Annotated in this window: 19 protein-coding genes and 2 tRNA genes; 14 read left to right on the top strand and 7 right to left on the bottom strand. The window is 72.2% G+C overall.

The features are described from left to right. Positions 1 to 24: 24 nt before the first annotated feature. From ACGF13_RS39195 to ACGF13_RS39185, 3 genes are all read right to left on the bottom strand, one after another. The gene (locus ACGF13_RS39195; protein WP_392884337.1) at positions 25 to 558 is read right to left on the bottom strand and encodes a superoxide dismutase family protein; all 534 of its coding nucleotides are present in this window, start codon (positions 556 to 558) and stop codon (positions 25 to 27) included. A gap of 96 nt (positions 559 to 654) precedes the next feature. Further along, positions 655 to 1,062, bottom strand: coding sequence for a type II toxin-antitoxin system VapC family toxin (locus ACGF13_RS39190; RefSeq protein WP_392884336.1), 408 nt, complete (start codon positions 1,060 to 1,062; stop codon positions 655 to 657). A gap of 199 nt (positions 1,063 to 1,261) precedes the next feature. Then, positions 1,262 to 1,609, bottom strand: coding sequence for a hypothetical protein (locus ACGF13_RS39185; protein ID WP_392884335.1), 348 nt, complete (start codon positions 1,607 to 1,609; stop codon positions 1,262 to 1,264). A 30-nt stretch (positions 1,610 to 1,639) separates the two neighbouring features. Here ACGF13_RS39185 and ACGF13_RS39180 point away from each other — a divergent pair, with 30 nt between their 5' ends. The 4 genes from ACGF13_RS39180 to ACGF13_RS39165 all read left to right on the top strand — a co-directional run bounded on the left by ACGF13_RS39180 (position 1,640) and on the right by ACGF13_RS39165 (position 7,179). After that, positions 1,640 to 2,698, top strand: coding sequence for a hypothetical protein (locus ACGF13_RS39180; protein WP_392884334.1), 1,059 nt, complete (start codon positions 1,640 to 1,642; stop codon positions 2,696 to 2,698). Continuing rightward, positions 2,695 to 2,850: a hypothetical protein gene (locus tag ACGF13_RS39175; protein WP_392884332.1), complete on the top strand. Its 156-nt coding sequence runs from the start codon at positions 2,695 to 2,697 to the stop codon at positions 2,848 to 2,850. Before ACGF13_RS39180 ends, ACGF13_RS39175 begins: the two co-directional genes overlap by 4 nt. A 183-nt stretch (positions 2,851 to 3,033) precedes the next feature. Beyond that, on the top strand, positions 3,034 to 5,679 hold the full coding sequence (gene acnA / locus ACGF13_RS39170; protein WP_392884331.1) for an aconitate hydratase AcnA: 2,646 nt from the start codon (positions 3,034 to 3,036) through the stop codon (positions 5,677 to 5,679). Between the two features lie 192 nt (positions 5,680 to 5,871). Beyond that, positions 5,872 to 7,179, top strand: coding sequence for a glycoside hydrolase family 18 protein (locus tag ACGF13_RS39165; protein WP_392884330.1), 1,308 nt, complete (start codon positions 5,872 to 5,874; stop codon positions 7,177 to 7,179). Positions 7,180 to 7,325: 146 nt separating this feature from the next. On the opposite strand, the gene pepN is transcribed toward ACGF13_RS39165, so the two are convergent. Then, a complete protein-coding gene (gene pepN, locus ACGF13_RS39160; protein WP_392884328.1) occupies positions 7,326 to 9,917 on the bottom strand; it encodes an aminopeptidase N in 2,592 nt (863 codons plus the stop codon). Between the two features lie 225 nt (positions 9,918 to 10,142). On the opposite strand from pepN, the gene ACGF13_RS39155 reads away from it, so the two are divergent. After that, positions 10,143 to 10,775 carry a DsbA family protein gene (locus ACGF13_RS39155; protein WP_392884326.1) on the top strand — a complete coding sequence of 211 codons (633 nt, stop codon included), beginning with the start codon at positions 10,143 to 10,145 and terminating at the stop codon, positions 10,773 to 10,775. 112 nt (positions 10,776 to 10,887) lie between these two features. On the opposite strand, the gene ACGF13_RS39150 is transcribed toward ACGF13_RS39155, so the two are convergent. Further along, complete coding sequence (locus ACGF13_RS39150) at positions 10,888 to 12,315, bottom strand: amino acid permease (RefSeq protein WP_392884325.1); 1,428 nt, start codon at positions 12,313 to 12,315, stop codon at positions 10,888 to 10,890. A gap of 265 nt (positions 12,316 to 12,580) precedes the next feature. Here ACGF13_RS39150 and ACGF13_RS39145 point away from each other — a divergent pair, with 265 nt between their 5' ends. The 4 genes from ACGF13_RS39145 (at position 12,581) to ACGF13_RS39130 (ending at position 16,058) form a co-directional block, all read left to right on the top strand. Then, the gene (locus ACGF13_RS39145; RefSeq protein WP_392884324.1) at positions 12,581 to 13,180 is read left to right on the top strand and encodes a biotin transporter BioY; all 600 of its coding nucleotides are present in this window, start codon (positions 12,581 to 12,583) and stop codon (positions 13,178 to 13,180) included. Between the two features lie 113 nt (positions 13,181 to 13,293). Then, positions 13,294 to 13,779 carry a ribose-5-phosphate isomerase gene (locus ACGF13_RS39140; RefSeq protein WP_392884322.1) on the top strand — a complete coding sequence of 162 codons (486 nt, stop codon included), beginning with the start codon at positions 13,294 to 13,296 and terminating at the stop codon, positions 13,777 to 13,779. A gap of 376 nt (positions 13,780 to 14,155) precedes the next feature. Continuing rightward, positions 14,156 to 15,382, top strand: coding sequence for a PP2C family protein-serine/threonine phosphatase (locus ACGF13_RS39135; protein WP_392884321.1), 1,227 nt, complete (start codon positions 14,156 to 14,158; stop codon positions 15,380 to 15,382). A 478-nt stretch (positions 15,383 to 15,860) separates the two neighbouring features. Beyond that, positions 15,861 to 16,058: a hypothetical protein gene (locus ACGF13_RS39130; RefSeq protein WP_359914825.1), complete on the top strand. Its 198-nt coding sequence runs from the start codon at positions 15,861 to 15,863 to the stop codon at positions 16,056 to 16,058. A gap of 57 nt (positions 16,059 to 16,115) precedes the next feature. On the opposite strand, the gene ACGF13_RS39125 is transcribed toward ACGF13_RS39130, so the two are convergent. Beyond that, entirely contained in the window at positions 16,116 to 16,907 is a 792-nt protein-coding gene (locus ACGF13_RS39125) for a DUF6348 family protein (RefSeq protein ID WP_392884320.1), read from the bottom strand. Positions 16,908 to 17,097: 190 nt separating this feature from the next. On the opposite strand from ACGF13_RS39125, the gene ACGF13_RS39120 reads away from it, so the two are divergent. After that, positions 17,098 to 17,655: a hypothetical protein gene (locus ACGF13_RS39120; RefSeq protein WP_392884319.1), complete on the top strand. Its 558-nt coding sequence runs from the start codon at positions 17,098 to 17,100 to the stop codon at positions 17,653 to 17,655. A gap of 83 nt (positions 17,656 to 17,738) precedes the next feature. On the opposite strand, the gene ACGF13_RS39115 is transcribed toward ACGF13_RS39120, so the two are convergent. Beyond that, positions 17,739 to 17,809: transfer RNA gene (locus ACGF13_RS39115), tRNA-Gly, on the bottom strand. Positions 17,810 to 18,001: 192 nt separating this feature from the next. On the opposite strand from ACGF13_RS39115, the gene ACGF13_RS39110 reads away from it, so the two are divergent. The 4 genes from ACGF13_RS39110 (at position 18,002) to ACGF13_RS39095 (ending at position 21,378) form a co-directional block, all read left to right on the top strand. Then, a tRNA-Pro gene (locus ACGF13_RS39110) sits at positions 18,002 to 18,075 on the top strand. A 303-nt stretch (positions 18,076 to 18,378) separates the two neighbouring features. Beyond that, complete coding sequence (tig, locus tag ACGF13_RS39105) at positions 18,379 to 19,770, top strand: trigger factor (protein ID WP_392884318.1); 1,392 nt, start codon at positions 18,379 to 18,381, stop codon at positions 19,768 to 19,770. A 268-nt stretch (positions 19,771 to 20,038) separates the two neighbouring features. Next, a complete protein-coding gene (locus tag ACGF13_RS39100) occupies positions 20,039 to 20,659 on the top strand; it encodes an ATP-dependent Clp protease proteolytic subunit (RefSeq protein WP_392884367.1) in 621 nt (206 codons plus the stop codon). Positions 20,660 to 20,715: 56 nt separating this feature from the next. After that, the gene (locus tag ACGF13_RS39095) at positions 20,716 to 21,378 is read left to right on the top strand and encodes an ATP-dependent Clp protease proteolytic subunit (protein WP_392884317.1); all 663 of its coding nucleotides are present in this window, start codon (positions 20,716 to 20,718) and stop codon (positions 21,376 to 21,378) included. The last annotated feature ends 167 nt before the right edge of the window (positions 21,379 to 21,545 follow it).

Raw genomic sequence — 21,545 nt, 5'->3', positions numbered from 1 at the left:
CGGCTCCCCGCGGCGGCGCCGGCCTCAGCCGTCCAGCCTGACGCAGGCCACCCGGTCACCCGCCGCGTGCCGGCCGGCCGGGGTGCCCGCGTGCAACACCAGCGAGCGCGCCTCGCCCGGCCGCAGCTGCCAGGCCACCGCGGTGGCGGCGCTGCCCACGCCCTGCCGGTCGGTCCGCAGCGCCAGCCGCAGCTCGTTGCCCTCGTTGGCGTACGCCGGGTCGGTGGACGGCTGCACCGGGTCGACCACGTTCTGGTAGTGCGGGCCGGAGGAGGCCGGGTCGACCCCGCAGTCGCCGGTGTGGAGGTGCGCCGGGAACTCGTGGTCGGGGGCGAGCCCCGAGACCGTCAGGGTGAGCACCGTCCGCCCGGGCAGCGAGCGGTCGGTGACGATCCGGGCGTGCGAGCCGTACGGCACCAGGTCGCTCGCGTAGCTGATCGCGGTGGGCGGGACGAAGGCGGTGGCCGGGTCGAAGGCGGCCTCGGTGACGGAGACCGGCGAGGTGGCGGGGGCGAGCAGGGCCAGCGGCAGCAGGGCGGCGGCGAGCGGAGCGGTCATCGGGACGGGGCCTTCCGGGGGCGGGGCGACGGTCGCCCTGCTAACGCGGCCGGGGCTCCCAGGACACCCCCGGTCCTCCCCGCGCCGGCGACGCCCTCAGTCCGCGTCCCGCCGGATCCCCCGGATCTCGCAGCGCGGCCCGCTGGCCCGCATCAGTCGCAGGTCGGCGGTGACCAGCGGTACCCCGTACCGCTCGGCGACCGCGACGTACGCGGCGTCGTCCGGGGTCAGGTTGTCCTTGAGTTCCCAGATCCGGCCGAGCAGCGGCGCCACCTCGATCTTGCGGATCGTCACCGCCGCGAGCTCCTCGGTGAGTTCGGCGACCCGCTCGGCGGTCAGCTCCTTGGCCAGGTAGAGCCCGCGCAGCGACTGCATCACCTCGACGACGACGTGCTCGGGCGCCACCCACTCGCCGCCGGAGGCGAGTTCCGCGCGGGCCCTGACCCCGCGCGGGCCCTGGTCGGCGAGTGCCAGTACCAGCGCGGATGCGTCCACCACGATCATCAGTCGGCCCCTGCCCGTTCCCGCACGTCAACTCACCGGCCACGGTACCGGGGCGGCCCTCATCCGGCGGAGCCGGGCTCGGGGCGCCCAGGGCGGACGGGATGTTCCCGGTCGCGCCCCTCGTGGCGGGCTCCGCCCGCTGCGCATGGTCGGACGCCCGAGCCCGGGGGGCCGGGTTGCGGCCGGGGGAGGGCGGTGCTCAGGACCCGATCAGCAGCCCGGCCAGCAGGGAGGCGGCGTTGGCGGTGCCGGCGGCGAGCCAGGGCAGCGGGTCGCGCGGGCGCAGCCCGGCGAGCGGGCACAGCAGCAGCGCCTCGATCGCGCAGACCGCCCCCTCGCCGAGCGCGAAGCCCGTCCAGTACGCTGCCGCCGGTCCGTCGGTCCAGTGCCGCAGGGGCCACCAGAGCAGTGGGTGCGTCACCAGGTTGACCAGGACGGCGGCCGCGGCCGCCCGGCCGGGGCGGACCCGCCCCACCCGTACCAGGGCGGCGGTGTAGACGGGCGTCTCGGTCAGCAGGGTGAGGGCGAGGGCCACCGGGTAGCGCACGGCGGGGATCGTGCCATGGAAAGGGGGGACATGGCGACGACGAGCGCGGGCGCACCCACGACGGCACCCGCCCCCATGACCTCACCCACGACGGCACCCGCCCCCGCGGCCACCGCCTGGCCCGCGCCCGGCCCGGCCGCCCGGCTGGGCGCCGCGCCGTTCGCGGGCTTCGCCCTGTCGGCCGTCCTCGCCCTGGCGCTGGCCCTGCGGGCGCCGACCGGCCTGGCGGTGCTGGGCCTGGCCGCCTTCGGCCTGCTGCACAACGTGCTGGAGCTGCGCTACGTGGCCGGCCGTTTCGCCGCGGTCCTGGCCGGCCCGCTGCTGCGGCTGCTGCTGGTCCTGGTGACCGGCATCGTGCTGTGCCGCCTGCTGCCGCCCTCCCGGGTCGCCCAGTCGGCGGAGATCCTGCTCGCGTACGGCCTGCTGGCGGCGGCCTGCCGGTACGGGTTGCGCGGACGCCGGCGGCTGTCGGTGGTGGGCGCGGTGCTGTTGGTGGCGGCGGGGGCGGTCTCGCTGGCCTTCCCCGCGTACCACTTCGTGGTGCTGGCGCACCTGCACAACGTGGTGCCGCTGCTGTTCCTGGCCGAGTGGTCGCGCCGGCTGGCGCGGGGCCGTGCGGCGTTCCTGACGCTGCAGTCGGCCTGGGTGCTGCTGGTTCCGGCGCTGTTGCTGAGCGGTCTGCTGGACGGCCTGTTGGCGCGGCGCCCGGGCGGTTGGACGGACCGGCTGGCCGCCGCCTACACCCCGCCCGGCTGGCTGACGCCGCAGGTGGGGCTGCGTTTCCTGGCGGTGTTCGCGTTCCTGCAGACGATGCACTACGTGGTCTGGGTCTGGTTCCTGCCCCGCTACGCGCCGGAGGCGGCGGAGCGTTTCGACGCCCGGGTGCCGGGGCTGCGCGGGGTGCGGGCCTGGGGGCTGGGCGCGGGCGCGGGTGTGCTGCTGGCCCTGTTGTTCGCCGTGGATTACGCCCAGGGCCGGTCGGTGTACGCGGCGTTGGCGAGTTACCACGCGTATCTGGAGTTCCCGGTGCTGTTGATGCTGGTTCTGGGCCTGGGAGCGAACCGGGCGCGAACGGAGGAAGAAGAGTGACGACGACCCTGCTGGCCGACATCGCCCCCTCGCCGACCGGCGGATCCGGTGGTGAGCTTGTGGTGGTGCTGCTGATGGCGGCCGCTGTCGTGGCGGGTGCGGTCTGGCTGATCAGGCTGGAGCGCAAGCGGCGCGGCCCGGACGACCGGTGAGTCACGGCATGCACTATGGTTTATCTCGACATCGAGATAACTGCCCCTTAGGATATATCTCGACATCAAGATACTTGCCGAGAGGCGCTCGCCGGCGATGCGGGCAAGGTGAGCCTAAGTAAGGCTGACCTTACCACCGCGTGACGGCCGGATATCGCACGAAGCACCCAGAAGGAGTCAGTCGTGTCCGCGAACAGCTTCGACGCCCGCAGCTCGCTGCAGGTGGGCGACGAGTCGTACGAGATCTTCAAGCTCTCCGCCGTCGAGGGTTCCGAGCGGCTGCCGTACAGCCTCAAGGTGCTGCTGGAGAACCTGCTCCGCACGGAGGACGGCGCGAACATCACCGCCGACCACATCCGCGCCCTCGGCAACTGGGACGAGAACGCCCAGCCGAGCCAGGAGATCCAGTTCACCCCGGCCCGCGTGATCATGCAGGACTTCACCGGTGTGCCGTGCGTGGTCGACCTCGCCACCATGCGCGAGGCCGTCAAGGAGCTGGGCGGCGACCCGGCGAAGATCAACCCGCTGGCCCCGGCCGAGTTGGTCATCGACCACTCGGTCATCGCCGACAAGTTCGGCACCAAGGACGCGTTCACCCAGAACGTCGAGATCGAGTACGGCCGCAACAAGGAGCGCTACCAGTTCCTGCGCTGGGGCCAGACCGCCTTCGACGAGTTCAAGGTCGTCCCGCCGGGCACCGGCATCGTCCACCAGGTGAACATCGAGCACCTGGCCCGCACCGTCATGGTCCGTGGTGGCCAGGCCTACCCGGACACCTGCGTCGGCACCGACTCGCACACCACCATGGTCAACGGCCTGGGCGTGCTGGGCTGGGGCGTCGGCGGCATCGAGGCCGAGGCCGCCATGCTCGGCCAGCCGGTCTCCATGCTGATCCCGCGCGTCGTCGGCTTCAAGCTGACCGGCGAGCTGCCGGCCGGCACCACCGCCACCGACCTGGTGCTCACCATCACCGAGATGCTGCGCAAGCACGGTGTGGTCGGCAAGTTCGTCGAGTTCTACGGCGACGGCATCGGCTCCATCCCGCTGGCCAACCGCGCCACCATCGGCAACATGTCGCCGGAGTTCGGCTCGACCTGCGCGATCTTCCCGATCGACGCCGAGACCATCAACTACCTGAAGCTCACCGGCCGTGACGCGCAGCAGCTCGCCCTGGTCGAGGCGTACGCCAAGGAGCAGGGTCTCTGGCACAACCCGTCGCACGAGCCGGTCTACTCCGAGTACCTGGAGCTGGACGTCTCCACCGTCGTCCCGTCGATCTCCGGCCCGAAGCGCCCGCAGGACCGCGTGATCCTGGCCGAGGCCGCCGAGAAGTTCGCCGAGGCGCTGCCGACCTACTCCGCCGAGGCCTCGAAGCCGACCGCCGTCACCGCCCCCGACGGCTCGTCCTACGAGATCGACAACGGCGCGGTCGTGATCGCCTCGATCACCTCCTGCACCAACACCTCCAACCCCTCCGTCATGCTGGGCGCCGCCCTGCTGGCGAAGAAGGCCGTGGAGAAGGGCCTGCACGTCAAGCCCTGGGTCAAGACCACCCTGGCGCCCGGCTCCAAGGTCGTCATGGACTACTACGAGAAGGCCGGCCTGCTCCCGTACATGGAGAAGCTGGGCTTCAACCTGGTCGGCTACGGCTGCGTCACCTGCATCGGCAACTCGGGCCCGCTGCCCGAGGAGGTCTCGGCCGCCGTCAACGAGTCCGACCTCGCGGTCGTCTCGGTGCTCTCCGGCAACCGCAACTTCGAGGGCCGGATCAACCCCGACGTCAAGATGAACTACCTGGCCTCCCCGCCGCTGGTGGTCGCCTACGCCCTCGCCGGCAACATGAACGTCGACATCACCAAGGACGCCCTGGGCCAGGACGCCGACGGCAACGACGTCTTCCTCGCCGACATCTGGCCGTCGGAGCAGGAGGTCGCCGACGTCGTCGCCGGCTCCATCGACGAGGCCATGTTCGACAAGGGCTACCAGGACGTCTTCGCCGGTGACCACCGCTGGCAGTCGCTCCCGGTCCCGACCGGCAACACCTTCGAGTGGGACGCCGAGTCCACCTACGTCCGCAAGCCCCCGTACTTCGAGGGCATGGCCAAGACCCCGAGCCCGGTGACCGACATCGCCGGCGCCCGCGTCCTGGCCAAGCTGGGCGACTCGGTCACCACCGACCACATCTCCCCGGCCGGCAACATCAAGCCGGGCACCCCGGCGGCGCAGTACCTGACCGCCAACGGTGTCGAGAAGCGCGACTTCAACTCCTACGGTTCCCGTCGTGGCAACCACGAGGTGATGATCCGCGGCACCTTCGCCAACATCCGCCTGCGCAACCAGATCGCGCCGGGCACCGAGGGTGGCTACACCCGCGACTTCACCCAGGCCGACGCGCCGGTGTCGTTCATCTACGACGCCTCGCAGAACTACCAGGCCGCCGGCATCCCGCTGGTCGTCCTGGCCGGCAAGGAGTACGGCTCCGGCTCGTCCCGCGACTGGGCCGCCAAGGGCACCGCGCTGCTGGGCGTCAAGGCCGTCATCGCCGAGTCGTACGAGCGCATCCACCGCTCGAACCTGATCGGCATGGGCGTCCTGCCGCTGCAGTTCCCGGAGGGCGAGAACGCCGAGTCCCTCGGCCTGACCGGCGAGGAGACCTTCTCCATCACCGGCGTGACCGAGCTCAACGAGGGCCGCACCCCGAAGACCGTCAAGGTCAAGGCCGGTGACAAGGAGTTCGACGCGGTCGTCCGCATCGACACCCCCGGTGAGGCGGACTACTACCGCAACGGCGGCATCCTGCAGTACGTGCTGCGCTCGCTGATCGGCTGAGTCCCGGCACAGGCCTGAGAGGGGCCGGACCGCACTTCGCGGTCCGGCCCCTCTCCTTTTTGCATACTGCGCCGGGCTTTTGCATACCGCGCCGGTTGCCGCCGACCCCTTGTGCGGTGAACGGCGGATGGACTAAACCTCTGTGCCATCTGGTCCAGACCATTTGACGTCGCTTCAGAGAACAGGTCCGGTATGCCCACTCGCGCCTCAGCCCTGCTCGCCGCCGCCACCGTCGCCGCGCTGCTCGCCGCCCCCGCCACCGCCAACGCCGCCGACGGACGGCACGGCCCGAAGCTGAAGGGCCAGCGGGTCGGCTACTTCACCCAGTGGGGCGCCGACAGCTCCGCCAAGCGGGTCCAGGAGTCCGGCCAGGCGGCCAGGCTCACCGTCATCAACTACGCCTTCGGCAACGTCTCCGCCGACGGCACCTGCTTCGAGAGCAACGAGCCCGGCCAGGGCGACGCCCGCGACGACTACCAGCGCTCCTTCTCCGCCGCCGAGTCGGTGGACGGCGTGGCCGACGCCCCGGGCCAGCCGCTGAAGGGCCACTTCAACCAGCTGCGCAAGCTCAAGGCGAAGAACCCCCAGCTGCGCACGGTCATCTCGCTGGGCGGCTGGACCTGGTCCAAGTACTTCTCCGACGCGGCCGCCACCGACGAGTCCCGCAGGAAGTTCGTCTCCTCCTGCATCGACCTCTACCTCAAGGGCGACCTGCCGGTCCTGGCCGACTCACCGGAGGGCGGCCGGGGCGCGGCCGCGGGCGTCTTCGACGGCATCGACATCGACTGGGAGTACCCGGGCGGCGGCGGGGACGCGGGCAACGTGGTCCGCCCCGAGGACGGGCACAACTTCACCCTGCTGATGCGGGAGTTCCGCGACCAGCTGGACGCGCTGAGCGGCAGGAAGGGCAAGCACTACCTGCTGACCGCCGCCGTGGCCGCCAACGAGACCGTCGCCGACCGGCTCGAACTGCCGCAGCTGAGCGAGTCGATGGACTGGCTGAACGTGATGACCTACGACCTGCACGGCCCCTGGGAGGGCAAGGGCCCGGCCAACCACCAGGCCAACCTGTACTCCGACCCGACCGACCCGGACCCCCGGCAGCGCAGCGCCGACACCGCCGTGACCCACTACCAGGAGCGCGGGATGCCCTCCGAGCAGCTCGTCCTCGGCGCCCCGCTGTACGGCCACGGCTGGACCGGCGTCGCCCCCGGCAAGCGCGGCGGCCTCTTCCAGAGCGCCACCGCGTCCGCGCCCGACCGCTCCTACCGGGAGATCAACGAGCTGCCGGGCAAGGTCCACCTGGACCGCGACCACGGCGCGTCCTGGAAGTACGACGGCACCACCTTCTACAGCTACGACACCGCCGAGGTGCTCACCCAGAAGGCGCGGTACACGCGCTGGAACGACCTGGCGGGGGTGATGGTCTGGTCGCTGGACGGCGACGACGCCCAGGGCAGCGCGATCGCCGCGCTGGACCGCGGCCTGCGCCGCGACTGACCGGCCTCCCACGGCAGAGGGCCCCGGCCGCTCCCTGAATCCAGGGAGCGGCCGGGGCCCTCTTTCACGGCGGCCCGGTCATGGCGGCCCGGTCACGGCGGCGTACGGCCGGCGCGGCCCGCGGCCGTCGCGGTGCGCGCTGCCCGTCAGACCCGGTCGCAGGCCTGCGCCCGCAGCGCGCGGGCCAGGTCGTCCCGGCGCTCCAGCACCAGGCGGCGCAGCGCCGGCGCGGCCTGCGGGTGCCCGGCCAGCCAGGCGTCGGCCTCGGCCAGGGTCTGCTCGTCGGTCTGGGCGATCGGGAAGAAGCCGCCGACGATCCGCATCGCGATCTCGATGCTCCGCTCGGCCCAGATCCGCTCCAGCAGCTTGAAGTACGGCGCCGCGTAGAGGGCGCTCAGGTCGCGCTGGGAGGGGATCGAGAAGCCGGCGGTGTTGGCCTCGACCAGGGCGCTCGGCAGCTCGTCCGAGTCGATCACGGCCGACCAGGCGGCGGCCTTGGCCTCCGCGGTGGGCCGGGCGGCCAGGCACTGGGTGTGGTGCCGCTTGCCGCTCGCGGTGTTGTCGGCGGCCAGCTCGGCGGCCAGCTCCTCGTCGGTGGCCTGGCCGGACGCGGCCAGCGCCAGCCACAGCGACCAGCGCAGGTCCTGGTCGACCTCCAGGCCGTCGATCCGGGCGCTGCCGGACAGCAGGCCGCGGACCAGGCCGAGGTGCTCGGCGCCGCCCGCGGTCTGGGCGAGGAAGCGGGCCCAGGCCAGCTGGTGGTCGCTGCCGGGGACGGCGTCGCGCAGCTCGCGCAGGGCGCCGTCGGCGAGCAGCCGGCCGCCCTCGCCGCGCCAGGCCGGGTCGGCGTACAGGTCGACGGCGGTCTTGGCCTGGGCGTGCAGCGACTGGAGCACGCCGATGTTGCCCTCCTGGCCGGCGAACCGCAGTACCAGGGCGACGTAGTCGCGGGCCGGCATCAGGCCGTCCCGGGTGAGGTTCCACACCGCGGACCAGGTCAGCGCGCGGGCCAGCTCGTCGCGGATGTCGCCGAGGCCGGTGCGCAGGCCCTCCAGCGACTCCTCGTCGAAGCGGATCTTGCAGTAGGTCAGGTCGTCGTCGTTGAGCAGCACCAGCGCCGGGCGGGCCAGCCCGACGGCCTCGGCGACGACGGTCCGGGCGCCGGTGACGTCCAGCTCGATCCGGCCGGTGCGCACCAGGGCGCCGTCGGCGTCCCGGTCGTACAGGCCGACCGCGATCCGGTGCGGGCGCAGGCCACGCGACGGAGTCGCGGAATCGTCCGCAGCGCCGTCCTGGAGCACGGCCAGCTCGGTGATCCGGCCCTCGGCGTCGGTGGTGACCTGCGGGGTGAGCGCGTTGACCCCGGAGGTCTGGAGCCAGGCGGCGGCCCAGGCCTTGAGGTCGCGGCCGCTGGTCTCCTCCAGCACCTCCAGCAGGTCGCCCAGCTCGGTGTTGCCGAAGGCGTGGCGCTTGAAGTAGCGGCGGGCGCCCTCGAAGAAGGCCTCCGAACCGACGTACGCCACCAGCTGCTTGAGGACGGAGGCGCCCTTGGCGTAGGTGATGCCGTCGAAGTTGAGCTTGGCGTCCTCGAGGTCCCGGATGTCCGCGGTGATCGGGTGGGTGGTGGGGAACTGGTCCTGCCGGTAGGCCCAGGCCTTGCGCTGGTTGGCGAAGGTGACCCAGGCCGAGGAGTAGCGGGTGCGGGCGCCGATCAGGCCGTAGGAGCCCATGAAGTCGGCGAAGGACTCCTTCAGCCACAGGTCGTCCCACCAGCGCATGGTGACCAGGTCGCCGAACCACATGTGCGCCATCTCGTGCAGGATGACGTTGGCCCGGCCCTCGTACGCGGCGTCGGTGACCTTCGAGCGGAAGATGAACTCCTCGCGGAAGGTGACGCAGCCGGGGTTCTCCATCGCGCCGATGTTGTACTCGGGGACGAAGGCCTGGTCGTACTTGCCGAAGGGGTACGGGTAGTCGAACTCCTCGTGGAAGAAGTCGAGTCCGAGCTTGGTGACGCCGAGGATCTCGTCCGCGTCGAAGTACGGGGCCAGCGACTTGCGGCACATCGCGGAGAGCGGGATCTCCAGCGCGGTGCCGTCGGCCAGCTCGCGGCGGTAGTGGTCGCGGGCGACGTGGTACGGGCCGGCGACGACGGCGGTGAGGTAGGTGGAGATCGGCTTGGTCGGCGTGAACTCCCAGGTGCGGGCGTCGCCTTCGGCGGTGACGTTCTCGTGCGGGGCGTTGGACCACACGTCCCAGGCCGCGGGGGCGGTCACGGTGAAGGTGAACGGGGCCTTCAGGTCGGGCTGCTCGAAGTTCGCGAACACCCGGCGGGCGTCGGCCGGCTCGTAGTGGGTGTAGAGGTAGGTCTCGCCGTCCACCGGGTCGACGAAGCGGTGCAGGCCCTCGCCGGTGCGGCTGTAGGCGCAGTCCGCCTCGACGGTCAGCACGTTCTCGGCGGCCAGGCCGCCGACGTGCACCCGGGCGCCGTCGTAGGCGGTGGCCGGGTCGAGGGCGCGGCCGTTGAGGGTGACCGAGCGGACGGCGGGGGCGAGCAGGTCGAGGAAGGTGTCCGCACCGGGCTGGGAGCAGCGGAAGGTGACGGTGGTGGTGGACCGGAAGGTGCCGGCCGCCTGGTCCGGGGCCGAGGTCACGTCCAGCCGGACCTGGTAGCCGTCCACGGCCAGGATGCTGGCCCGCTGCTGCGCCTCGTCGCGGCTGAGGTTCTTGCCCGGCACGGCGGTACTCCTTTGTCCGGCTCGCACGGTGGTGCGCCTGTGGGTGGTGCGGTCTCGGCGCGGGGTGTGCTCCGCGCGCGGGGCCATCCTTTCACGCTCCGCGCCGTCAGTACCATTGCACAGGCCGCCGCGTTCGCACCGGAATCACCGGCGCCGGGCGGGTGTTGGCGTTCCGGGGACGGAACTCCTCCCTGCCTCGGACCACCTCACGAAGGACGACACGCAGTGACGACTGCCGCTGAGCGCAAGACCGCCGACTTCTGGTTCGACCCGGCCTGCCCGTGGGCGTGGATGACCTCCCGCTGGCTGACCGAGGTCCAGCAGCTGCGTCCGGTCGACGTGCACTGGCACGTGATGAGCCTGTCGGTGCTCAACGAGCACCGGGACCTCCCGGAGAGCTACCGGGAGCTGCTGGACAACGCCTGGGGCGCGGTGCGGGTCTGCATCGCCGCCGAGCAGCAGCACGGGCCGGAGGTCCTCGGCCGGCTCTACACCGAGCTGGGCCTGCGCTTCCACAACCAGGGCCTGCCGCAGAACCGGGAGACCGTCGAGGCCGCCCTGGTGGCAGCGGGCCTGCCGGTCGAGCTGGCCGACGCGGCCGACACGGACGCGTACGACGAGGCCCTGCGCGCCTCGCACAAGGAGGGCATCGGCCTGGTCGGCGAGGACGTCGGCACCCCGGTGATCGCGGTCGAGGGCGTGGACGGCGAGCGGGTGGCCTTCTTCGGCCCGGTGGTCACCCCCGCCCCGAAGGGCGAGGCCGCGGCCCGGCTGTGGGACGGCACCCTGCTGGTGGCCTCCACCCCGGGCTTCTACGAGATCAAGCGCAGCCGGACGGCCGGCCCCTCCTTCGAGTGAGCACGGCGCGGAACGCATGAGCACCGCGCGGAACGCGTGAGCGCGGCGTGGAACGCGGCAGGGCCCGGTACCCATCGGTACCGGGCCCTCGCCGTCCGCGCGTCCGGGTGGGTCAGCGCAGGGCGGCGGCGTCCCGGCGCTGCTTGAGCAGCCCGGCGACGGTGAGTCCGGCGACCAGCACGCCGGCCGCGTACAGCTGGTCGCGGTTGCCCTCGGTGGTGGTCATCAGGGCGAGGATGCCGACCACCGCGGCCATCGCGACCCAGGTCAGGTACGGGTAGCCCCACATCTTCACGGTGAGCAGCTCGGGCGCCTCGCGCTGCAGCCGGCGGCGCATCCGCAGCTGGACCACGCAGATGAACAGCCAGACCACCAGGATCGCCACACCGGTGGTGTTCATCAGCCAGGTGAACACGGTGTCCGGCCAGAACTTGGCGGCCAGCACGGCGCCGAAGCCGAACAGGCAGGAGACCAGCACGGCTCTGCGCGGCACCCCGCCGCTGACCTTGGCCAGCGCCTTGGGGCCCTGGCCGCGGCCGACCAGCGAGTACGCCATCCGGGACGCGCCGTAGATGTTGGCGTTCATCGCGGACAGCAGCGCGACCAGCACCACCACCTGCATGATCGTCCCGGCGGCGGGCACCCCGAGGTGGCTCAGCACGGTGACGTACGGGCCGTCGGTGACGACCTTCGGGTCCTTCCAGGAGACCAGGGTGACGACCAGGGCCATCGAGCCGATGTAGAAGATCCCGATCCGCCACACCGCGGTGCGCACGGCGTTGGCGACGTTCTTCTTGGGGTCGTCGGACTCGGCGGCGGCGATGGTGACGGTCTCCAGACCGCCGTACGCGAAGACCGAGGCGAGCAGGCCGATGATCAGCCCGTCGATGCCGTTGGGCAGGAAGCCGCCGTGGCCGGTGAGGTTCGCGGTGCCGGGGGCGCCGGGGCCGATCACGCCGGCGATGCCGAGCCCGCCGAGGACCAGGAAGGTGACGATGGCGGCGACCTTGATCGCGGCGAACCAGAACTCGAACTCGCCGAAGTTCTTCACCGCGGTGAGGTTGCTGGCGCAGAAGAAGACCATGAACAGGGCGACCCAGACCCAGGCGGAGACGCCGGGTATCCAGCCGTTGACGATCTTCCCGGCGGCGGTGGCCTCGGCGGCCACGCCGCAGCAGAGCATCACCCAGTACATCCAGCCGGCCGTGATCCCGGCCCAGGGGCCGATCTCCTTCTCGGCGTGCACCGAGAACGATCCGGAGGCCGGACGGGCGGCGGACATCTCACCGAGCATTCTCATGATCAGCATGACCAGGAGGCCGGAGAGCACGAACGCCAGGATGATCGCCGGGCCGGCGGCCGCGATGCCGGCGCCGGAGCCGACGAAGAGGCCGGCGCCGATCACGCCGCCGAGGGCGATCATGGACAGGTGGCGCTGCTTCAGCCCGTGGGTGAGCTGCTGGCCACCCGACGCCGGGTCGGCGGCCGGGCGGGGACCGGCGGGGGTCCCGGTCGCCGTAGGGGCGGGGGTGGGGGCCATAGAGGCGGTTCCAGACTGTGCGGTATGCGACATGAGCTGTCCAATATCCGGGGGCGCCCCTGTCCATGCCAAAGATGATCGCTTCGGGCTCACGATGCGGACCACGTCGAAACCTAACGTGATCATGTTGTGACCAGGAGTCGTCCGGGACCGGTTCCGACAACACCCGACGGCCCGGGTTTGTCCGAAACCGTGCCGTTCGCGCAGTGGATCACCGCGTAGGTTCACAGGTGTTCACTCACCTGGACCTCACGGAGGAGCCCCGATGGCCACTGCCACCACCCCGATACCGCGCCGCGCCGTCCTCGCCGACCTGCTGCCCGCCGCCTCCACCCGGCTCGGCGCCCAGGCCCGCGACCTGGCCCTGGTGGCCGGCGGCGCCGCGCTGACCGGCGTGGCCGCCCAGCTGTCGGTGAACGTCCCCGGCTCGCCGGTGCCGGTCACCGGCCAGACCTTCGCCGCCCTGCTGGTCGGCACCGCGCTCGGCGCCCGCCGCGGCGTCGCCTCGCTCGTGCTGTACATGCTGGCCGGCATGGCGGGCCTGCCCTGGTTCGCCGAGGGCACCTCCGGCTGGGCGATGGCCTCCTTCGGCTACGTGCTCGGCTTCGTCCTGGCCGCCGCCCTGACCGGCGCGCTGGCCCGCCGCGGCGCCGACCGCACCCCGGTCAACACCGCCGTCACCATGGTCCTCGGCAGCCTCGCCATCTACGCGGTCGGCGTCCCGTACCTCGCCCTGTCGCTGCACGTGTCGCTCGCCCGGGCCGCCGAGCTCGGCCTCTACCCGTACCTGGTCGGCGACGCCCTCAAGGCCGCCCTCGCCGCCGGTGCCCTGCCGCTGGCCTGGAAGCTGGTCGGCCGGCGCTGACCCGCCCGGCCGGCGCCGACCCACCGGGCGGCTCCACCGGCCGGCCCCACCGGCCACCCCGGTCGGCGCACCCGTTGTCGGGCCCGGGCGCACGCGCATGCCACACTCATGGCATGCGCGTGTACCTGGGCTCCGACCATGCCGGATACGAACTGAAGAACCACCTCGTGGAGTGGCTCAAGGGGGCCGGCCACGAGCCGGTCGACTGCGGGCCGCACATCTACGACGCCGAGGACGACTACCCGCCGTTCTGCCTGCGTGCCGCCGAGCGCACCGCCGCCGACGAGGACGCCCTGGGCATCGTGATCGGCGGCTCGGGCAACGGCGAGGCGATCGCCGCCAACAAGGTCAAGGGCGTCCGGGCCGCGCTGGCCTGGAGCGTGCAGACCGCCGAGCTCGGCCGTCAGCACAACAACGCCAACGTGATCTCCATCGGCGGCCGCATGCACACCCTGGAGGAGGCCACCGAGTTCGTCGAGGTCTTCCTCAAGACCCCGTACAGCGGCGAGCCCCGGCACACCCGCCGGATCGAGATGCTGAGCGAGTACGAGACCACCGGCGAGCTCCCGCCGATCCCGGCCCACCACCCCCAGGGCTGATCCCACCACCCACCCTCCCCGGACGGCCGGCCGCACGCTCCCGTGCGACCGGCCGCCGCCGTCTCCGGCCGCCCCGGAAACCGCGGGACGGGCACCGGAAACCGCGGGACGGGGGCTCCGGAAGCCGCGGGACGCGCCCGGGACGACCCCGCACCGCCTGTGGGATCGGCCACAGGCCACCGCTCGCCGGCACCCCCGCACGCGGGGCGCACGCGCCGCCCGCGCGGTTCGTACGCCCAACCCGCGTACGCCTCCTGACGACGCGCCCGCAACCCCGCCGATCGGCCGAAACCCACTGGGCGCCCCGCGCTCCGGCACCCGTGCCCGCCCCCGGCCCGTCGACGCCGGGCGGTGCCCGTGGATAGGGTCGGACCCCATGGCTGGCAGAGCGCCGGGCACACCGCCCCAGACGACTGCGACGAGGCCCGGCGCCGCCCCGGCGTCCGAGTCCGTGACGGCCCGGTTGCGCAAGAGGGTCCGCCGGGTCCGCCGAAGGCTGCGCACGGCCGGTGTGGACTACTTCCGCGGCGGCGCCGCCGACTGGCCGGTGCTCTGCGCGCTCGCCCTGCTCGTGCCGCTGCTGATCCTGCTCAACATCTGGATGCCCGACTGGGCCCCGCCCACCTCCCTGGTCCTGCCGATCCTGGCCGGCGCCCTGCTGCTGCGCCCCGGCAGCCTGGTCGTGCTCTACGCGCTGGCCGCGCTCGGCCTCTCCTCCGAGTCCGTGATCCACACCGGCCAGCGGGTCGCCAGCGACAACCCCGAGGCCTACCTCTACGGCGTGACCCCGGGCGCGGCCCTGGTGGTCGGCGCCGCCGGGGTGGGCGGCCTGCTGCTCGCCCAGTTCCGGGCCCGGGTCGGCGTGCCCTGGTGGGGCGGCTCCACCATGCTGTTCGACCTGCGCGAGCGGCTGCGGGTGCAGAGCCGGGTGCCCGAGCTGCCGGACGGCTGGCACGCGGACATGGCGCTGCGCCCGGCCGGCGGCCAGTCCTTCTCCGGGGACTTCGTGGTCGCCGCGCGCACCGGCCCCGGCCAGCGGCTGCTGGAGGTGGTCCTCGCGGACGTCTCCGGCAAGGGCATGGACGCCGGCTCCCGGGCGCTGCTGCTCTCCGGCGCCTTCGGCGGCCTGGTCGGTTCGCTGCCCGCGCACGACTTCCTGCCCGCCGCCAACGGCTACCTGCTGCGCCAGTCCTGGGAGGAGGGTTTCGCCACCGCCGTCCACCTGGTGCTGGACCTGGACACCGGCGAGTACGAACTGCTCTCGGCCGGGCACCTGCCGGGCATGCAGCGGCTGGCCGGGGAGGGCCGCTGGGAGGTCAAGCAGGCCGAGGGCCCGCTGCTCGGGATCTACGACGGCGCCAAGTTCGACGGCGTGCGCGGCCGGCTGAACCGCGGCGACGTGCTGATGCTGTGCACCGACGGCATGGTCGAGGCGCCGGGCCGGGACCTCACGGAGGGCATGGACCGGCTGATGGGGGAGGCGGACCGGCTGGTGCCCGGCGGCGGACCCGGCACGGGCACCGGCGCCGCGGCCGCGCTGATCGAGACGGTCGCCCGGGACATCAACGACGACCGCGCCGTGCTGCTGCTCTGGCGGGACTGACACCCGTCCCGGGGCACATGCCGAGGGCGCCCGCCGCTGTCAAGCCTGGCAGCTGATCTTCAGCCAAATCGGACGGCCCGTCGACTGACCGGACCAGTGGCTTCCGCTACCCGCCCCAGACCGTTTTCCGGCCGCTCAGCCCGGCCCCGCCGACGATTCGTCAGGATGGCTCCGCTATCGTCCCGGTCGGCGGAAAGTCGTCTCGCGCCGCAGGATATCGGCGTTGGACTGACTTTCAGACCTTTACGCAATCGGCACGGTCGACCACACTGAGTCCGGGCGGGACTGTTCAGGATTCGGGGGATGGGGGGCGTCACGTGCGGCACGACAGACAGCGGTCGACTGTGGGCTCCCTCGCCGGCGGCGTGCCGGACGGTCCGCGATTCCGCCTCGGGACCGTCGGACAGGCCGGGGTCCGGCTTTCGCAGGTGCCGCCGGGCGGTGGCACCCCGCTATGAAAACGAGGAAGTGAGTCCGGGTGGCACTCTCCGTCTCCGCACTGGTCCTGTTCGCGATCCTGTGCATCATCTTCATCCGCAACAAGCAGATGAAGATCCCGCACGCGATCGTCGCCGCCCTGTTCGGCTTCATGCTGCACGAGACCACGGTCGCGGGCTCCATCAACTCGCTGCTGGCCAACCTGGCGCACAGCATCTCCGGCATCACCGGCGGCTGATCCGGCCGGGCCGACCACCGGCGTCGGCACGCCCGGAGGCGATCGGGCGAGCCACCGTCACCGGCCGGCCCGTCTGGCTTCCCGCCAGCGAGCGAACAGTCCCCGGGGGCGTGCCGCCGCCGGGGCCGGGACACGCATCGGTGCGGGTGTCAGGGCACCCGCCGACGTGTGCTGCCCCGCTGCTGTGGGCTCGGCCGCCAGCAGGACGAACAGCCGCGCCCAGCACAGCCGTTCACCCCGCGGCCAGTCCAGCGCGCGCAGTGCCGCCGACGCCGCCTCCGACACCTCGCCGCCCACCCGGACCTCGGCGACGTCGTCCCCCGCCTTCCCGCCCAGGAAGAGCTTGACGCCCACCGGCCCCGGGCCGGTCAACTCCGCGCGCAGCGCGGGCGCCAGCGCGGGCAGCACCCGGTGCTCGGCCAGCCAGCCCGCCAGGTGCTCGTTGCCGAAGCCGAACACCGCGGCCGGCCCCTGCACCGCGCGCCAGCCCGGGAGTCCGGGCAGGTCCGGACGGTCGGCGTGCCCCCCGCGGCCGTCCGCGAACCCGACCAGCACCGAGGCGGTGGTGGTCGCCCACATCTTCACCGCGTTGGCGAGCTTCTCCTCCTCGGTCTGGCCGAGGCCGGCCGCGCAGTCCCACACCACCGGGGCGTCCGCCCGGCCCAGGTGCAGCACGAAGCCGAGGTCCACGTGCCCGGCGCCGTCGTCCCCGGGGTGCTCGCGGACCGCCACCGCCGTGGTGCCGGGGCCGCGGACCACTTCGCCGTCCGGGCGGAACACCTGGCCCAGTCGCGCCATCTCCCGGACCACACAGCGCTGAATGACGGCCAGTCGCTCCTGCGGATGCACCGGGACTCCTCCACCTCGGGGAGCGCGGCGGTTGGGGTCGCGCTCGAACTGCGCTCGAACGCGCCGAGGCTATCGGCCCGACCGCCCACCGGGAAACCGCGCGGACCCCGCGGTCCTCCGGTCGCGGAAATTTCCTGTATGCCCCACTTTGGGCAGCGGAACCTGAAGGCCGTCCGCCCGGAGGACCCGCATGCCCCGCACCACCGCCCCGCCGCCACCCGTCCTCCTCGCCCCCGGGCCGGCGCCGTCCGGCCCCGCGGGCTCCGGGCTGGTCGCCGAGATCGAGGCCTACCTCGCCTCGCTGCCCGCCCCCGCGCGCACCCCGGTGCCGTACGTCTGCCCGTACGGCAGCACCCCGCGGCCCTGGCAGGCCGGCCACCCCGAGCCCAGGGCCACCCTGCTCGACCGGGCGCTGGGCCGGCCCGCCCGCCCCGTCCCGGTCAGCGCGGCCGACCACCTCAGGCTCGCCTCCCGCTACATCGGGGCGCATGGCTGGCTCCAGGGCGCGATGTGGGACGAGGCCGGCCGGGTCTGCCTGCTGGGCGCGCAGGCCGCCGTCCTGGCGCACGGCTACGGCACCCCGGTCACCGTGCGCACCGCCCGGGTCCAGCTGATGGAGGTGCTGCACGCCACCGGCCGCCCGGCGCGTTCCCCGGACGAGTACAACGACCGCCCCACCACCCGGGAGGGCGACGTCCACCAGCTGCTGGACCGGGCCGCCGCCCGGGCCGCCCGGCTCGGGCTCTGAACGCGATCCGGGCTTCGGGCGCCCGCCCGGCCCGGAAACGCCGACGGCCCCGGTGTGCTGGGCACACCGGGGCCGGACCGGAGAGCGGGCGACGAGAATCGAACTCGCGTGACTAGTTTGGAAGACTAGGGCTCTACCATTGAGCTACGCCCGCACGACGCTCCCAGCCGTCACCGGCCGGAAGTTCGGGGGACAGCCTACCTGGTCCGGGCGCCCGAGTGCACACCCCATCGCGCACGCCTCCCCTGCGCGCCCGCGCGGTTCGGGCGCGTCGCGCCCGTGCGGAACAAGCTGAACAACTCGGCGAGCCGTGCAGGCCCGGCGTGTACGCTTCCTCTCGGCACCACGGGGTGTGGCGCAGTTTGGTAGCGCGTCCGCTTTGGGAGCGGAAGGCCGTCGGTTCGAATCCGGTCACCCCGACAGTGCGGCAGGGTCTCGCCCACCGGGGCGGGGCCCTGTTCTGTATCGGAGCTGCACGACGACGGTACGGTGGCGTCTGGCGTCCGCCTTTCGTGGTACCGGTAGGATGGGGCGCTGGCGGTAGTCCCTGTGGCGTCCACCCAGGTCAACCGCACGAGGGCGAGGAGTCAAGCTCACCGTCCACCCCACGGGAGATGCAGCTCCAACCGCCCATCGCCCGTCTCGTCCGACCCCTTCCGGCTCCGGCCGGGTGACGGGGACGGGCGGAGACAACCTGACCGCAAGCCCATAGGAGACCTAACCGTGAAGAGCGCCGTCGAGACTCTGAACCCGACCCGGGTTCGACTCACCGTCGAGGTGCCCTTCGAGGAGCTCAAGCCCAGCCTCGACGCGGCGTACAAGAAGATCAACCAGCAGGTCTCGGTCCCGGGCTTCCGCAAGGGCAAGATCCCGAACCGGGTCATCGACCAGCGCTTCGGCCGTGGTGCCGTGCTGGAGGAGGCCGTCAACGACGCCCTGCCGCGCTTCTACACGCAGGCCGTCGACGAGGGCAAGATCGAGGTCCTCGGCCAGCCCGACATCACCAACATCGAGGGTGTCGAGACGATCGCCGATGGCGGTGACCTCAAGTTCACCGCCGAGGTGGACGTCCGTCCGGAGATCACCCTGCCGGAGTTCTCCTCCATCGAGGTGACCGTCGACCCGATCGCCGTCTCCGACGAGGACATCGAGAAGTCGCTGGAGCAGCTGCGCGAGCGCTTCTCCTCGGTCAAGGACGTCGAGCGCGCCGCCACGGCCGACGACATCGTGGTCGTGGACCTCGTCGCCAAGGTCGACGGCGAGGTGCCGGAGGACGGCACCGCCAACGGCGTCAGCTACGAGATCGGCTCGGGCCGCCTGATCGACGGCATCGACGAGGCCGTCATCGGCCTGTCGGCCGGCGACGAGAAGACCTTCGAGACCGAGCTCAAGGGTGGCACCCAGGCGGGCAAGACCTCCGAGGTCACCGTCACCGTCACCGCCGTCCAGGAGAAGGAGCTGCCCGAGCTGGACGACGAGTTCGCCCAGCTGGCCAGCGAGTTCGACACCCTGGAGGACCTGCGCGCCGACTCCCGCAAGCGCCTCGAGCGCATGAAGGAGTACGACCAGGCCACCCAGGCCCAGGAGAAGGTCCTGGACGCGCTGCTCGCCCTGGTTGAGATCGAGTACCCCGAGAAGCTCCTCAAGGACGAGGTCGAGACCCGCAAGCACAACGTGGAGCACCACCAGCTCCAGCCGATGGGCCTCACCCTCGACGCCTTCCTGGAGACCCAGGGCAAGACCCGCGAGGAGTGGGACGCGGAGATCGAGGAGCAGGCGAAGAAGGGCATCAAGACCCAGTTCGTCCTGGACCAGATCGTCGCCAACGAGGAGCTGGGTGTTAACCAGGAGGAGCTGACCGAGCACCTCATCCGCCGCGCCGCCGGCTCGGGCCTCACCCCGGACCAGTTCGCCCAGCAGGTCGTCCAGGGCGGCCAGGTTCCGCTGCTGGTCGGCGAGGTCGCCCGCGGCAAGGCGCTGGCCACCGTGGTCGAGGCCGCCAAGGTCGTCGACACCGAGGGCAACGAGATCAACTTCGACGACGAGGACGAGTCGGCCGAGGCCGTCGAGGCCGCCGCCGAGGAGACCGCCGCCGAGGAGAAGACCGAGGCCTGAGCGCCCCGGTAGCCCCTCCAGGCTGCAGCGGGCCCGGACGCCGTACGGTGTCCGGGCCCGCTGTCGTCCCACCCCGCGGCCGCCACGACCCTGCGCTCACAGCGAACAGTTCTGCGTGAGGGATTCTGCGGCCCGGCCTGCGCGTTAGGGTCCTTGGACAGCAACAATCACGACGTGATACCCGGAAGCTGTGCGACACCGTGACGGCCGTGGAGCGACCGTCCAAACCGACTGAGCAGGTGGCTAAGTGACGTTCCCGCAGATGCAGATGCCTGGCCCGATGGCGCCGCACGCCGCCGCTGGTGACGTGCTCGGCGGCCTTGGCGACCAGGTCTACAACCGGCTGCTCAACGAGCGGATCATCTTCCTCGGCCAGGCGGTCGACGACGACATCGCCAACAAGATCACCGCGCAGCTGCTGCTGCTGGCCGCGGACCCGGACAAGGACATCTTCCTCTACATCAACTCCCCGGGCGGCTCGATCTCGGCCGGCATGGCGATCTACGACACCATGCAGTACATCAAGAACGACGTCGTCACCATCGCGATGGGCATGGCGGCCTCGATGGGCCAGTTCCTGCTGACCGCGGGCGCCCCGGGCAAGCGCTTCTCGCTGCCCAACTCGACCATCCTGATGCACCAGCCCTCCGCCGGCCTCGGCGGCTCCGCCACCGACATCCGCATCCAGGCCGAGCAGCTGCTCCGCACCAAGAAGCGGATGTCCGAGCTGATCGCGCACCACAGCGGCCAGTCCTTCGACCAGATCACCGCCGACTCCGACCGCGACCGCTGGTTCACCCCGGAGGAGGCCCTGGAGTACGGCCTCATCGACGCGATCATGCACAGCGCCGCGGACGTCCCCGGTGGCGGCGGCACGGGCGCTGCCTGAGCCTCGGCCCGGCCCGCGACACCACAGCCCCAACGCCCCGGAGGACAAGGACCCCCATGAACATCCCCAGCCTGTCGGCCGCCCAGGCCCGCGTCGAGGACATGCGCGCCGAGGGCCGCTACATCGTCCCGCGCTTCGTCGAGCGCACCACGCAGGGCATCCGCGAGTACGACCCGTACGCCAAGCTGTTCGAGGAGCGCATCATCTTCCTCGGCTCGCAGGTCGACGACGTCTCGGCGAACGACATCATGGCGCAGCTGCTGTGCCTGGAGTCGATGGACCCGGACCGCGAGATCCAGATGTACATCAACTCGCCCGGCGGCTCGTTCACGGCCCTGACGGCCATCTACGACACCATGCAGTACGTGAAGCCGGACATCACCACGGTCTGCATGGGCCAGGCGGCCTCCGCCGCGGCCGTGCTGCTCGCCGCCGGCACCCCCGGCAAGCGGATGGCGCTGCCGAACGCCCGCATCCTGATCCACCAGCCGTACACCGAGACCGGCCGCGGCCAGGTGTCCGACCTGGAGATCCAGGCCAAGGAGATCTTCCGGATGCGCGAGCAGCTGGAGGAGATGCTCTCCAAGCACTCCAACCGGTCGGCGGAGCAGGTGCGCGACGACATCGAGCGCGACAAGATCCTCACCGCCGAGGAGGCCGTCGAGTACGGCCTGGTCGACCAGATCATCTCCACCCGCAAGACCTCGCTGACCTCCTGAGGTCGGCTCCCTCCCGGCCCGTGAGCGGGTCGGGAGGGGCGCGTCGGGGGGGGGGGGGGGGGCCCCCGGGGCCCCCCCCCCCCCCCCCCCCCCCGGGCCCGGGGGCCGCCGCCGGGGGGTTGTAAAAAAAAACCCCCGGGGGGGGGGCCCACGGCGCGGGGGCCGGA

Origin of the sequence: Kitasatospora sp. NPDC048286 (assembly GCF_043201735.1) — a bacterium.
GTDB lineage: Bacteria > Actinomycetota > Actinomycetes > Streptomycetales > Streptomycetaceae > Kitasatospora.
Note: the sequence above shows the minus strand (reverse complement) of the source record. Positions and strands in the feature narration are given on the sequence as shown.